This is a genomic window from Lactobacillus sp. M0390 (assembly GCF_016102085.1).
In the GTDB taxonomy this organism is placed as follows: domain Bacteria; phylum Bacillota; class Bacilli; order Lactobacillales; family Lactobacillaceae; genus Lactobacillus; species Lactobacillus apis.
Genome location: NZ_JACFPH010000005.1, coordinates 14,065 through 27,585 on the forward strand (window position 1 = coordinate 14,065; position 13,521 = coordinate 27,585).

Annotated in this window: 12 protein-coding genes and 2 tRNA genes; 1 reads left to right on the plus strand and 13 read right to left on the minus strand. The window is 38.7% G+C overall.

Features of this window, described 5'->3' with window-relative positions; translation table 11 throughout:
- Window positions 1–30: 30 nt before the first annotated feature.
- The 9 genes from H3R25_RS07955 to H3R25_RS07995 all read right to left on the minus strand — a co-directional run bounded on the left by H3R25_RS07955 (window position 31) and on the right by H3R25_RS07995 (window position 10,667).
- Window positions 31–2,391 carry an endonuclease MutS2 gene (locus tag H3R25_RS07955; RefSeq protein ID WP_198194906.1) on the minus strand — a complete coding sequence of 787 codons (2,361 nt, stop codon included), beginning with the start codon at window positions 2,389–2,391 and terminating at the stop codon, window positions 31–33.
- A 53-nt stretch (window positions 2,392–2,444) separates the two neighbouring features.
- Entirely contained in the window at window positions 2,445–2,750 is a 306-nt protein-coding gene (locus H3R25_RS07960) for a DUF1292 domain-containing protein (protein WP_187158690.1), read from the minus strand.
- Window position 2,751: 1 nt separating this feature from the next.
- Window positions 2,752–3,180, minus strand: a complete 429-nt coding sequence (gene ruvX, locus H3R25_RS07965) for a Holliday junction resolvase RuvX (protein WP_198194908.1) — start codon at window positions 3,178–3,180, stop codon at window positions 2,752–2,754.
- Window positions 3,180–3,437: an IreB family regulatory phosphoprotein gene (locus H3R25_RS07970; protein WP_046306129.1), complete on the minus strand. Its 258-nt coding sequence runs from the start codon at window positions 3,435–3,437 to the stop codon at window positions 3,180–3,182. The genes ruvX and H3R25_RS07970 overlap by 1 nt, the downstream gene beginning before the upstream one ends.
- Window positions 3,438–3,489: 52 nt before the next feature.
- The gene (gene alaS / locus H3R25_RS07975; RefSeq protein WP_198194910.1) at window positions 3,490–6,126 is read right to left on the minus strand and encodes an alanine--tRNA ligase; all 2,637 of its coding nucleotides are present in this window, start codon (window positions 6,124–6,126) and stop codon (window positions 3,490–3,492) included.
- Between the two features lie 326 nt (window positions 6,127–6,452).
- Complete coding sequence (nadE, locus tag H3R25_RS07980; RefSeq protein WP_198194918.1) at window positions 6,453–7,286, minus strand: ammonia-dependent NAD(+) synthetase; 834 nt, start codon at window positions 7,284–7,286, stop codon at window positions 6,453–6,455.
- Window positions 7,283–8,761, minus strand: coding sequence for a nicotinate phosphoribosyltransferase (locus H3R25_RS07985; RefSeq protein WP_198194920.1), 1,479 nt, complete (start codon window positions 8,759–8,761; stop codon window positions 7,283–7,285). The genes nadE and H3R25_RS07985 overlap by 4 nt, the downstream gene beginning before the upstream one ends.
- Before the next feature lie 71 nt (window positions 8,762–8,832).
- Window positions 8,833–9,933 carry a glycosyltransferase gene (locus H3R25_RS07990; protein WP_198194922.1) on the minus strand — a complete coding sequence of 367 codons (1,101 nt, stop codon included), beginning with the start codon at window positions 9,931–9,933 and terminating at the stop codon, window positions 8,833–8,835.
- Window positions 9,934–9,935: 2 nt separating this feature from the next.
- The gene (locus tag H3R25_RS07995) at window positions 9,936–10,667 is read right to left on the minus strand and encodes a WecB/TagA/CpsF family glycosyltransferase (RefSeq protein WP_187158693.1); all 732 of its coding nucleotides are present in this window, start codon (window positions 10,665–10,667) and stop codon (window positions 9,936–9,938) included.
- Window positions 10,668–10,792: 125 nt separating this feature from the next.
- On the opposite strand from H3R25_RS07995, the gene tagD reads away from it, so the two are divergent.
- Window positions 10,793–11,179 (plus strand): glycerol-3-phosphate cytidylyltransferase, encoded by a 387-nt coding sequence (tagD, locus tag H3R25_RS08000; RefSeq protein ID WP_198194924.1) that lies wholly within the window; start codon window positions 10,793–10,795, stop codon window positions 11,177–11,179.
- 74 nt (window positions 11,180–11,253) lie between these two features.
- On the opposite strand, the gene H3R25_RS08005 is transcribed toward tagD, so the two are convergent.
- The 4 genes from H3R25_RS08005 to H3R25_RS08020 all read right to left on the minus strand — a co-directional run bounded on the left by H3R25_RS08005 (window position 11,254) and on the right by H3R25_RS08020 (window position 13,459).
- Window positions 11,254–11,952, minus strand: coding sequence for a GntR family transcriptional regulator (locus H3R25_RS08005; protein ID WP_046306117.1), 699 nt, complete (start codon window positions 11,950–11,952; stop codon window positions 11,254–11,256).
- 81 nt (window positions 11,953–12,033) lie between these two features.
- Window positions 12,034–13,149 carry a hypothetical protein gene (locus H3R25_RS08010; protein WP_187158694.1) on the minus strand — a complete coding sequence of 372 codons (1,116 nt, stop codon included), beginning with the start codon at window positions 13,147–13,149 and terminating at the stop codon, window positions 12,034–12,036.
- A gap of 149 nt (window positions 13,150–13,298) precedes the next feature.
- Window positions 13,299–13,370, minus strand: a tRNA-Gln gene (locus H3R25_RS08015).
- Window positions 13,371–13,377: 7 nt separating this feature from the next.
- Window positions 13,378–13,459 (minus strand) — tRNA-Tyr (locus H3R25_RS08020).
- Window positions 13,460–13,521: the final 62 nt, after the last annotated feature.

The window sequence follows — 13,521 nt, forward strand, 5'->3', positions numbered from 1 at the left end:
ATGTAACTTACTTTTTACAAGTTAAACGTGCTACTTCAAGTGAACAATCGTCGCTCCGTTGCCACCTTCGATTGCAGGAGCGTAATTAAAGCTTTTGACGTGTCTACTTGCCTTTAAGTATTGCCAAACGCCCTTTCTAATGGCACCTGTTCCGATACCATGAATAATCGTCACTACATCAAGCCCAGCCAGTAAAACTGAATCAATATAACGATCAAGATTGGTCATTGCTTCATCATAGCGCTGTCCACGCAAGTCTAATTCACTACGTGCATTACTGCGACGATTAGCACCAGTAGCACGGACTAGCTTAGTTGAATGCTTCTTTGCTTCATTATCCACACCAACCTTTTCAATGTCACGGTCACTGACTTTAACCTTAATAATGCCCATTTGTACTTCATACTCATGCTCTGACATCTTTTTAGTTATTGTACCAGTCTGGCCATATGACAACACCTTAACCTTATCGCCAACATTGACATGGTGACGGCGTTTTTCTTTTTGTAAAACACGATTATGCGCCAGATTTTCATTCTGCTTTTCAAGCTGGTTAAATTCACTTTTAGCCTCAATCAGCTCATTCTGTTTTACATTGCCTTGCTGATTTTCAAGCTGTTCGATAATCTTTTCGGCTTTTTTACGGCTCTTTGCGACAACTTCATTAGCACGTTCCTGAGCAAATTCGAGTTGCTTTTGGACACGTTGATTGTACCAGTCAAGTGCTTGCTGCAGTTTAAGCTCAAGCTTTTTGCTACGATCAAGACTTGTCACTAAATGATTGCGAGCATCTGTTGCTGCCTTAGTCTGCTTAGTCAATTCTTCAATCATTTGATTAATGTCGGCATTATCATCTGACATGAGGCTTTCGGCGCTTTTGACCACGTCTTCGCGCATCCCTAGTCTTCGCGCAATTGCAAAGGCATTACTGTGGCCAGGAATCCCTATTTGTAGCCGATAAGTCGGCGATAAGGTCTTCAAATCAAATTCCATTGAAGCATTAGTAACTTTTGGTCGGTTATAGCCATACAGTTTCAGCTCCGGATAGTGTGTGGTTACAATAATTTTAGCCTGCTTTTTGCGCAAAAAGTCTAAAATGCTAATTGCTAAACTGGCTCCTTCCTCTGGATCAGTTCCCGCACCAATTTCATCAATTAAAACCAAAGTTTGATCATCGACATTTTTCATAATATCAATGATGCCATTAATGTGGGATGAAAAGGTACTGAGCGATTGCTCAATTGACTGTTCATCACCAATATCAGCACAAATATCACGGAAAACTCCTGCTTTACTGCCTTCAGCTGCTGGAATAAATAGTCCTGCTTGTGCCATTAACTGCAACAAACCAACAGTTTTCAAAGTGATTGTCTTACCACCTGTGTTCGGTCCCGTTATTAAAATTGTGTCAAATTCTTCGCCCAAACGGATATCATTAGCCACAACTTTTTCAGGATCAATTAACGGGTGTCTCGCTTTAATAAATGAAAGTGAGTGGTCCTGCGTTAATTTAGGCTCGGTCGCTTTCATTTCATGAGCAAGCCTTGCCTTAGCCTGAATGAAGTCTAACTGAACAATTGCAGAAAAAATAGTATCAATTTGATCAACCTCTTCGCGTGCCAAATCAGAAAGATTACGTAAAATGCGTTCAATTTCACGTCTTTCTTCCGCAAGCAAGTTTTGCTGTTGATTATTTAGGTTCAGGACACTGCTAGGCTCAATAAACAGTGTTTGTCCACTAGCACTTTGATCATGAACTACACCGCCAAACTTATTTCGGTATTCTTGCTTAACTGGAATAACGTAGCGCTCATCTCTGATTGTCACAATTTGTTCAGACAAATACTTGCTACTGCTCCCCTTAGTGTAAGCATCCATTCGATTCTTGATTTCACGGTCATTATTTTTTAGTTCATGACGTAGCTGTGCCAACTTAGTGGAGGCACTATCAAGAATTTCACCGTCATAATCAAGCGCCTTTTTTAACTGATTGAATAAGGTATCTGGTACATCTAACTCTGCTAAAATAGTTTCAATGGCCGATAAATCAAGTTCTTCTTCATCTACATCAGCCACAAAGTTATTAATGTCATTAGCCAGAGTTAGTACTAGTAGCAAGTTACCCAATTCATGGGCATTCAAATTAGCCTTAATTCGCAAGCGTTTCGTACTTGGCGTAACATCCATGAAGTCAGTTAACGGCATCTGCCCTTTTATACGCAACAAATTTGCACCGGTTAGTGTTTGACCTAATTCTCTTTCAACTTGAGTAAAATCAGCACTTGGCAAAAGCTTAGCTGCCATTTTTTTAGCCGGAGCCGTAATCGCCATTTTTTGCAATTTTTCAGTGATTTTTGCAAATTCTAGTGTTTCTAATATTTTATTATTCATCTGTTTAAAATCTCTATTAATAAAAAAAGGCTGGCTTCGCCAGTCTTTTTCATTTATTCACCGCTTAAACGGTCATCGTCCAAGAATGTATTGAGTACACCCTGAACCATATCCCATTCATCGTCTGCCTCAATTTCATGCAAATCGTTGCTGGTTACATCTCCATCAGCGTCAGCATCAAAACTGAATGCAAGGACTTCGATTTCCTCATCTTCATCCGTCGAAGCTGGATAAAGTAAAATGTAAGACTTGTCATAATCGTCTGAATGAAAAGTGAATAAAACTTCGTATAACTCCTCATTACCATTTTCATCAACTAAAGTTAATTGGCGATCATCGCCTTGTATTTCTTGTGTCATATTAATCCTTTCGATTTAGGTCTAAATAATTTTGCAGAATTAAAACCGCGGCCATTTGGTCAATAACTTCTTTACGTTTATGGCGATCATGAATTTCAGCTTCATCAACCAGCACACGCTGGGATTCAACTGTGGTCAAGCGTTCATCTGAATAATAAACCGGCAAGCCAAACTTTTCTTGCAATCTTTGACCGTATGCCTTACTTCTTTTAACAGAAGCACCAGATGAACCGTCCATATTCTTAGGTAATCCTAGCACAAAACCGGACGGATTATATTCACGAACGATTTGCTTCAAAGGACGCATCCCAAAATTAAATCGATCTTCATCAATCGGAATGGTTGTAACTTTTTGGGCGGTTATTCCCAATTCATCACTAACTGCCACTCCGACTGTCTTTGAACCGACATCCAAACCAAGCAAGCGCATTATTTATTTTTACCAAGATAACTTTTTACAAGCTCTTCAATTATTTCATCACGTTCATGTTTTAAAATCAAATTACGTGCGTCATTATGCCGTGGAATATATGCCGGATCGCCAGACAGTAAGTAACCGACAATCTGGTTAACCGGATTGTATCCTTTTTCTTCAAGGGCATTATATACCTCTTGGAGAGTGTCATAGACATTCTTGCCTTTATTTTCATTAAAGTCAAAATGCATTGTCTTATCTAGCGAACTCATAATCATTCCTCCTAGCATAATTTTACTTGAAAAACACGTTAAACTCAAACACTTAATTTTCTGTGACGATTGAAATCACTTGTTTGATAGCATCTTCAAGACCTTCAGGTTTTTTACCACCTGCTTGAGCCATGTTTGGACGACCACCACCGCCGCCACCAAAGGTTGGGGCAACCTGTTTAATTAGGTCACCTGCTTTGAGACCTGCATCTAGCGCCTTGTCATTTAGACTAATAATCATGTTGGCCTTGCCATCTTTACCTGCAGCTAAAACTAGAACGTCTGATTTGTCCTCACTCTTCCAAGTATCAGCCAGCTCACGTAAGTCAGTCATACCGTTAACGTCAACTTTTTGCGCAATAATTGATAAATCACCCGCTTGTTCAACGTTATTAAAAATTGAACCAGCTTTAACTTGGTTAATTTGTGAATTCAAGTCTTCAACTTGTTTTTGACTATCGTGCAGCTCTTGTTCTAGACTACCAACTTTATCAAGAATATCTTCAGGCTTAGTTGATTTTACTTCTGCTTGAATTTCGTCCAATAATTCGGAACGGTTTGATAGGTATTCATATGCCTTTTTGGACATCACTGCTTCAATTCTTCTCATTCCCGCACCAATTGCTGACTCGGAAATAATCTTGAAGACACCAATTTGATTGGTATTAGCACAGTGGGTACCACCACAGAATTCAATTGAGAAGTCTTCCATTTGAACAACGCGGACCTTGTCACCATATTTACCATCAAATAAGGCTAAAGCTCCCATGTCTTTTCCTTTTTCTGGATCAGTAATGGTTGTTTTAACTTCAATTGCTTCCCAGATCTTTTGGTTAACTAAGTTTTCAACCGATTTAATTTCTTTCGCGGTCATTGGCTCAATAGCAGTAAAGTCAAAGCGTAAGAAATCAGGTTCTACCAAACTTCCTGCTTGATGAGTATGCTCACCTAACACACTTCTTAAAGCAGCGTGCAATAAGTGCGTAGCTGTATGTGAATGACGTAACCCTTCACGACGAACACGGTCAATCTTTAAGGTGTATTCTTCACCCTTTTCTAGTGGCAAAACAACATCAACAAAGTGCATGTTTTGATCATTTGGTGCGTGTTGTACGTCAGTTACTTGAGCAACTAATTCACCTTCACGGTTGTAAATATTACCATGGTCGGCTACCTGACCGCCTCGTTCAGCGTAAAATGGAGTCTTATCAAAGATTAAGACTGCATGATCACCGTCAGCGCGATCAACTAGTTGGTCATCAACAAGAATATCAATCAATTTTGCATTGTCTTCGTATACGCCGTACTCAAATTCTGATTTATCTTTTAGGTTCATTAAAGTTTCATCTTGCGCACCCATTGATTGCAAATCACCACGTGCTTTACGTGCCCGTTCTTTTTGAGCTTTCATTTCAGCGTCAAAGCCCTTTTTATCAACTTCTAATCCTGCATCCTGTGCAGTTTCAAAAGTTAATTCGTAAGGGAAACCGTAAGTATCGAATAACTTAAATGCATCTTTTCCTGAAATTGTTTTATCGTCAGACTTCTTAGCCTTTTCAATTAAGTCATCAAGTAGAGTTAAACCAGAATCAAGAGTTAATTGGAATCTTTCTTCTTCGTTCTTAATTACTTTAGCAATAAAGTCCTTCTGATCAGTAACTTCTGGATAATGGCTCTCCATAATCTTACCAACAACAGGTACCAGCTTATAAAGAAATGAACCTTTAATACCTAAGCGTTGACCATTTAAATCGGCACGACGAATTAACCGGCGTAGAACGTAGCCACGTCCAGTATTTGATGGTAATGCCCCATCAGCAATAGCAAAACTGACTGTTCGAACGTGATCGGCAATTATCTTGAAAGCAGTAGTGTCTGCTGCGTTTTCGCCATATTTCTTATTTGCAGTCATCTTTTCTGTTTCATGGATGATTGGCAAGAATAAATCAGTTTCAAAGTTAGTTGGAGCGTCTTGTAAAATTGACAGTACACGCTCTAGTCCCATTCCCGTATCAATGTTTTTATGCGGTTGATCAACATATTCACCATTTGCCAAGTGGTTGTATTGGGAGAACACAATGTTCCAAATTTCTAGATAACGCGCATTTTCACCACCAGGGAAGTTCTCTGGATCGTGTTCTTCCACATCATTATTTTCTTGACCACGATCATAGAAGATTTCGGAGTCAGGACCACAAGGACCTTCACCAATGTCCCAGAAGTTTTCTTCTAATTTAACAATATGATCTTCAGGCATGCCAACTTCAAGCCAAATTTTATGTGCTTCAGTATCTTTAGGATAAACCGTGCAGTAAAGCTTTTCTTTATCCAAATCAAGCCATTCTGGACTAGTCAAAAATTCCCAAGCCCAAGAAATAGCCTCTTTTTTAAAGTAATCACCAACTGAAAAGTTACCAAGCATTTCAAAGAAGGTTTGGTGACGTGCTGTTTTACCTACGTTTTCAATATCATTAGTTCTAATTGATTTTTGTGAACTAGTGATTCGATGATTTTTAGGTACAACAGAGCCATCAAAGTATTTCTTCATTGTTGCAACACCAGAGTTAATCCAAAGTAGTGTTGGATCATCTTGCGGAATTAGTGATTGACTTGGCATCACCATATGACCATGTTGTTCGAAGAAATCCAAAAACATTTGTCTAAATTCCGAACTTGTTAGTTTCTTCATCAATATCTCTCCCTTTTTTATCCAAAAATAAAAACACCGTTGCCAAATTCAAGGACGCTTTAAAACGCGGTACCACCTCAATTGCAACAGTGTTTGTTACCTCTTAATTATTTTTATTCGTTAAATCTATAAGGAGCATTTTTTAAATAACAGTAAGCCCTTCTCACCAATTAGCTCTCTCTTTGAACTGTTAATTTAAAAAACATATCTTAAGTTAACAGTAATTGTACTACTTGCACAATCTTTGTCAATGCATAATAGGAAGATCTAGAAGCTCATTCACATACTGAGTTTGCAAATTAATTTTGTTATTTTTAGGCCGCTTTTTATTTGTGCTTATAAAAATCATCAAATACCGAAACCGGCATACGGCGCTTATGCTCACTCTTTCGCCAGAGTGCCTCAATTTTTTCAGCGGCCTCGTCTGACACTTCTCGTCCTTCAAGGTAATCATCAACTTCTTGATACGTTACTCCCAAAGCTGTCTCATCAGGAAGATCTGGTTGGTCTTCTTCCAAATCAGCTGTAGGAGTCTTTAAGTATAAATGTTCCGGACAATCAAGTTCTTTGAGCATTTGTTTACCTTGACGCTTGTCCAAACGGAAAAGAGGCGTAAGATCGGCCGCACCGTCGCCATATTTTGTGTAAAAACCACTAAAGTTTTCAGCTGCGTGATCAGTTCCGACAACAGCACCGTTATTAGCACCAGCTATGCCATACTGCACAACCATCCGCTCACGCGCTTTAATATTGCCCTTATTAAAATCAGTTATTTCTTGTCCAGCTTCATTTAAACTAGCAACCATTGCATCAACAGCAGGCTTAATATTAACAATCAAGTCCTGATCTGGTTTTTGGAAAGCAACCGCGTCAGCTGCGTCTTGGGCATCGGCTTGAATACCGTATGGCAAGCGCACCGCAATAAATTGATATGACTTATCGCCAGTTTCTTCTCTCATTTCGGCAATTGCCATCTGACATAATTTACCAGTTAAGGTTGAATCTTGTCCGCCTGAAATTCCTAAAACATAAGATTTTAAAAATGGATTGGCTTTTAAATAATCCTTGAGAAAGTCAACGGATCGTCTAATTTCTTTTTTTGGATCAATTTCTGGTAAAACATGTTCATAGGCAATTATTTCTTTTTGCAATGGTCTCATTTACCTAGTTCTCCTTCATTAATATGGTTACGAATATCTTGAATTAAGTTCATTTTACTATCATATAGATCTTGTGAGAGGTCAACTGGGTATTCCTGTGGATTTAGGCTACGTTTATATTCATCCCACAAGCCGTCTAAATTAGCAGCGCAGAACTGTTTTATTTCAATCAATTTAGGTTGCTTGTATACTAACTTGCCGTCTTTAAAAATATCTTTAAGCAGTGGCTCAGCAGTATAGTCAGTTACGACTTTATTAATGTAGTTATATTGCGGGTGGAACATGTAAAGTGAATCAAATTTTCTTGGATCAACTCCAGCACGTGCAACCCAATCACCCTCATTTTTCTTAGCAGTATTAGCAGAAATACGCCAAACTTGCTTTTTACCAGGCGTAGAAACCTTAATCGCATTTGAAGATATTTTGAGCGTATCACGCATTTGGTGACTGTCGTCTTCAATTGATACTAGCTTGTAAACAGCACCAAGTGCAGGCTGATCATAAGCGGTAATGTACTTAGTACCGATTCCCCAAACGTCAATTTTGGCACCTTGCATTTTCAAACTAGTAATAGTTGTCTCGTCTAAATCGTTTGAAGCATAAATTTTTGCGTCCGTGTAGCCCGCATCATCTAGTTCATGACGAACCTGTTTTGAAATGTAGGCCATATCTCCAGAGTCAATTCGAACACCCTGGAAATTAATTTTGTCGCCCATTTCATTTGCTACTCGAATGGCATTAGGAACACCACTTCTGACCGTGTCATACGTATCAACTAGGAAAACACAGTCATGATGCGTTTCGGCGTAAGCCTTAAATGCTTCATATTCACTGCCAAAAGCTTCAACAAGTGAATGTGCGTGTGTCCCAGAAACAGGAATACCGAATAGTTTTCCCGCGCGAACATTACTAGTGGAATCAAAACCGCCAATATATGCAGCTCTAGTTCCCCAAATTGCAGCGTCTGTTTCTTGTGCACGACGCGTACCAAATTCCATTACGCCATCGCCTTGAACGGCCAATTTCACTCTTGCTGCTTTGGTAGCCAATAATGTTTGATAGTTGATAATATTTAAAATTGCCGTTTCAACCAATTGACATTGCGCAAGCGGTCCCTCTACTTGAAGAAGAGGCTCATTTGCAAAAACAATTTCACCTTCACTCATTGAGCGCACTGTCAATTTCATTTTCAAATTGCGCAGGTAGTCAATAAAGTCATCATCATATCCTACTTCATTTTTTAGATACTCGAGATTACTTTCTTTGAATTTCAGATTATTTAAATATAGTATTACGTGCTCTAAGCCCGCAAAAACTGAATAGCCATTGCCAAATGGTTCTTCACGATAATATACTTCAAAAACAGCATTACGTTCGGAAATACCCTTTTTAAAGTAGGTATACATCATATTGATTTCGTACAAATCAGTATGCAGGGTTAAAGAATCATCTTGGTCTAGTTCTTGGTAAAACATTGTGTCCTCTTAACTTGATTACAATAAATTTTTTGTTCTTAATTATAACCACTTATCCCAGTTTAAACAATTTAATGGACTGCTAGCAGTGTTTGATAAACTTTTTCAATACTTGCTAATTGTTGTGCCAGAGAAAAGTTAGCCGCAACATATTTCTTTTCACGCTCAGCCATTTGTCTAAGCTCAGCCGGTGGCATAGCGACAGCACTTTTCAAAGCGTTGGTAATTGAATCAACACTTCCGACTTCGGCAACAAAGCCGTGTTGTCCATCCGGAATCATCTTTTTAATATCGCCGACTGCTGTTGAAAGAAGTGGTAGCAAGTTGTCACTAGCCTCTAGCAAAACAAGCGGGAAACTTTCCGAATACGATGTTAAAACAGCCAGATCCATACGGCGATAAAGATGCTTCAATTGCTTATGTGTCATAAAGCCTTGAAAGTTTACCTGTGAGCCCAAATCCAATTTTTGTGTTAAGGTCCTCAAATTATCTAGCTGTGTACCATCACCAGCAAGATATAGATGAACATTTTGATTATCCAGCTTTTTTAAAGCCTTTAGCAGCAGTTCTTGACCCTTAACTTTTTCGGCTCGCGCAACATTAACAATATTAAAATGTGGGTGTTCATACTTAGCAGGGATGTCGCTATCTTCATGAAAAAAAGTTCCGTTATAAATGACATGAACTTTATTTCCATCAACATGAGCTTGTTCTGTGAGTAAATTAGCAAATTTCTGTGTTACCGCAAATACGCAATCTGCTGCCTTGATTGCCTTAACATTAGTTTTGGTAAAAGCTTTACCTGCTAGTCCTCTTCCCTCAAAATCTAAATATGGATCAGAGTGAACCGTTACGCACCATTTAGCAGTAATTCGGCGTTTAATTAGCGCCATAAAAAGATTGGCACGCGCACCATGAGTGTGCACAATTTGATAATTGCCTTCGTTGATAAAAGTAGCTAGGCGCCTGAGCGCGGTCAAATCGTAGCGACTATTTGAGCCTAGTACATGACAATTTAACTTTGCCTCCCTTGCAGCTTGGGCCACCGGCCCTTCTGCTAAACATAATAACGTAAAATCTTTACCTTGCAGCTTAGCTTCAGTTAATAAGTTAATAATGTGCGTTAACCCGCCACCAGATTCGAGGCCAGCATTAACATGCAAAACTTTCATGCTTATCTTCGGTCCTTTTTAGACTTATAAACTTCTACCATAAATTTAGGAATCTTTCCCATTCTTTTATAGCGTGATGGCTCTTTTAGCAAACGGTAAAACCATTCCAAGTGTGCTTTTTGCCAGACTTGAGGTGCCCGTTTAACCATTCCAGAAAAGACATCAAAACTGCCACCTACGCCCATCATCAAAGCAGGTAATAGGTTTTTACGCAAAATATCAAGCAGTTGTTCTTGTCGAGGTGATCCTAGGGCTGCAAAAACCAAATCTGGTTCAGCACGCTCAATTTGGTATGCAACTACTTCTAAATCATCTTTAAAGTAGCCGTCTTCTGCACCAACCAGCTGGATATCAGAATATTCACGCGCAATTTTAGTTTGAATTGCGTGTATTACCTTAGGTTTAGCCCCAATTAAGTAAACCCTTAGGCTACGTTCGTTAGCCAATTTCATTAGCCAAGAAAATAAATCATAGCCTGTTACTCGTTCTTTTAATGGTGTTCCCAGTATTTTAGCGGCTTTAACCACGCCAATTCCATCAGGAGTGACATAATCCGCATCATAATTCAAAATCTTCATAAATTCGGGATTTTCGTTCGCTGACATGACAATTTCTGGATTTGCAGTTACTACAAAGGTAGATTGGTGAGTATTAATCCGACCGATAAGTTCATTCTGAAATTGCTTGAAACTCTTATTATCAAAGTCAACGCCTAAAACGCTTACTTTACTCATGTTAGTTTCCTCCTGCGATTAATTTACCTTATTTTAGCAGACAATTTGGTATTTCGGACTATGTTTTACCTTTTCTATAAATATGATAATATTTAGTTGTCGAAGTAAGAGGAGCAACACTACAAATGAAAAAAGTTATCACTTATGGCACTTTTGATTTATTGCACTACGGCCATGTTCGCTTACTAAAGCGCGCTCGTGAGCTCGGTGACTACCTGATCGTCGGTCTTTCGACTGATGAATTCAATGAGCTGCAAAAACATAAAGAATCATACAACAATTACGCCGAACGAAAGTTTATTTTAGAAGCTATTCGTTACGTTGACGAAGTTATTCCAGAACAAGACTGGAACCAAAAAATCACTGACATTCAAAAGTATGATATTGACACTTTTGTAATGGGTAATGACTGGGAAGGTAAATTTGATTTTCTTAAATCATATTGTGACGTCGTTTATTTACCTCGTACTCCTGGAATCTCTTCTACTAAAATCAAACAAGATTTAAAATAAAAAACTCTGAACTAAGCTAATGACATGCCCCCAAAATTTAGACGGCATATCATAATTAAAGCAGTTCAGAGTTTTTATTTAGAAAAAGTAAATTCGAAACGATCAGCTACATAGCTGGCCCTAGTATATTCAAAAGGTAATCCAGTGGAGAGCTCAGTCACTTGAAGACGTGTAATCAGCGCCTCGCCTTTTTTGGCATCAAGTAAACGAGCAGAGTTTTCATTAGCAATCGCAGCAGAAATATGTTCTGTTACTCGACCTATTTTATAACCATTTTTTTCTAAAGTTTGGTACAGGTGTGATGAAATATCTGCCTTAGACATTTTAGCAATCAGGCTCTGTGGTATAGTTACAACCTCATAACAAATAGGCACATCATCGGCATAGCGAATACGCTCCATTCGCAAGACCTCTTGGTTAGGAGCCAAGTCAAGACGTTCAGTTTCTGACAATGAAGGCTTACCGATTCGATACGAAATCAGCTTACTTGACGGTGTTTGCCCGTTAGCATGAGTTATATCAGTAAACGACATGATACCAGACATTTTTTCTTGAACTTTTTGGTTAGCTACGTAAGTGCCACTACCAATGCGCTGTTCAAGGATTCCTTCATCCTCAAGCGTCTTGATTGCTTGACGTAAAGTCATCCGCGAAACACCAAATTTTTGCGCCAATTGTCGTTCGGCTGGGATTCTGCTGCCGACTTTGTATACGTGATTCTCAATTTCACGTTTTATTTGATTATGAATTTTGATGTACATTGGTTCTTCCAATTATCACACCTCCATGTATGACCATATTATATTCCAAATTGGTCTATTTTAGCCAAGCTAAATCAAATTAATTTTTTGGCGCTATTTTTTCTTGTTGGTCCACTTCATACCCAAAAGTTGCACACTAGCTCCTTGACTGCATTCAACAGCAATCGAGTCATCACTACTGGCAATCACACTAGCATGCATCTTGGCTGCATCTTTCACTGCCAAGTCGGCCCCATTAGAATTAAAAATCAGGTCATGACCTTCTAAAAATGCTTGGTCACCAAGCGCTAAAAAGTATTGGTATTCAGCACCGCCATTAAAAGTCACTCTGCGTGCCGAACACTTTGCCTTATCTTGAAAATCAGCATGATTAACTACAATAGAATTAATCATTGTTATTTCTGCATCATTAACTGCGATCATTCGGTTAAGTTGGCTGTTTTGAATAATCACGTGCGGTGTTTTATCGAGATAGATTCCACCATTAAAATCCGAACCAATGATGTTAGCCCACGTTTTATCAGTAATATACATCGAGGTATCATCATCGGATACGACTTTACTATTCAACATATTCAGCCAAACTTCACCCTGAAGCAGCATTGAATTTGTAACGGAATTATTTAAATCAATTTCCGCATTAGTTTTTGTAAAAGTATCAATACTACCATGAATACGAGAATTATTAATAATAGCCGTACCGTGACCCTCAAGTGCCAAAGTACCAAATTCTTCCGAAACATGTTCAATTGAAGAATCATTCATTTCTAAGCGAAAATCGGCGTTTGCAAAAATAGATAGTGAACCATTTAAAATCATGGTTGAATACAGTTCTAAGGTCACTTTACCGTTAGCGGCAATGGCTGCCGTATCGTTACCGTAACCCTTAATTATGCAATTGCGTAATGTTAAATAAGTGTTTGCTTCAGCGGGCACAAATAAGCTGTTTGAATCTGTATTAGTATTGATGCATAAATTCTCTAAGTTAACAAACTGACTATCAGCCGCAATGTTAACATAGCCAAGAATTGTCGTATCTTCTGGCAAACTACCAGTACCCTTAACTGTAATGTCTGAAAACAGGGTATCCTGTGGTAATTCATAAAAGCCCGGTTCTAGAAGTAATACATCATCTGCACGTAAATCTTTTAAAGCTTCGTGCCAGCCGATTTCACTACCTCCAGCCCCAACTTTAACTAGTCTCGACATAAAATTCCCTTCTTAGTTAAAAAGCAAACTAGCTACTACTATTTTTCAGCGCCAAGTCATTATTCTCGCATGAAAATTGTATTTTAAACAGTCAACAAAAGAAAGTAAAAAGGCAACTATCAACAGCTGCCTTTAGTTTGTAATCTTAATTGGGTTAGCTGGATTCGAACCAGCGCATACTAGTACCAAAAACTAGTGCCTTACCACTTGGCTATAACCCACTGATAATGGAGGAGGGTGGATTCGAACCGCCGAACTCAGAGAGAGCGGTTTTACAGACCGCCGCGTTTAGCCACTTCGCTACTCCTCCGTTACGCACGTTAATTATCTTATCTAAAAACATGCGTAATTGCAAGCAAAAATTATGCTATT

What these genes read in the sequence shown, in the direction of transcription:
- H3R25_RS07955 (WP_198194906.1), bottom strand. Translation starts at nt 2,391, where the DNA reads ATGAATAATAAAATATTAGAAACACTAGAATTTGCAAAAATCACTGAA.
- H3R25_RS07960 (WP_187158690.1), bottom strand. Translation starts at nt 2,750, where the DNA reads ATGACACAAGAAATACAAGGCGATGATCGCCAATTAACTTTAGTTGAT.
- ruvX (WP_198194908.1), bottom strand. Translation starts at nt 3,180, where the DNA reads ATGCGCTTGCTTGGTTTGGATGTCGGTTCAAAGACAGTCGGAGTGGCA.
- H3R25_RS07970 (WP_046306129.1), bottom strand. Translation starts at nt 3,437, where the DNA reads ATGAGTTCGCTAGATAAGACAATGCATTTTGACTTTAATGAAAATAAA.
- alaS (WP_198194910.1), bottom strand. Translation starts at nt 6,126, where the DNA reads ATGAAGAAACTAACAAGTTCGGAATTTAGACAAATGTTTTTGGATTTC.
- nadE (WP_198194918.1), bottom strand. Translation starts at nt 7,286, where the DNA reads ATGAGACCATTGCAAAAAGAAATAATTGCCTATGAACATGTTTTACCA.
- H3R25_RS07985 (WP_198194920.1), bottom strand. Translation starts at nt 8,761, where the DNA reads ATGTTTTACCAAGAACTAGACCAAGATGATTCTTTAACCCTGCATACT.
- H3R25_RS07990 (WP_198194922.1), bottom strand. Translation starts at nt 9,933, where the DNA reads ATGAAAGTTTTGCATGTTAATGCTGGCCTCGAATCTGGTGGCGGGTTA.
- H3R25_RS07995 (WP_187158693.1), bottom strand. Translation starts at nt 10,667, where the DNA reads ATGAGTAAAGTAAGCGTTTTAGGCGTTGACTTTGATAATAAGAGTTTC.
- tagD (WP_198194924.1), top strand. Translation starts at nt 10,793, where the DNA reads ATGAAAAAAGTTATCACTTATGGCACTTTTGATTTATTGCACTACGGC.
- H3R25_RS08010 (WP_187158694.1), bottom strand. Translation starts at nt 13,149, where the DNA reads ATGTCGAGACTAGTTAAAGTTGGGGCTGGAGGTAGTGAAATCGGCTGG.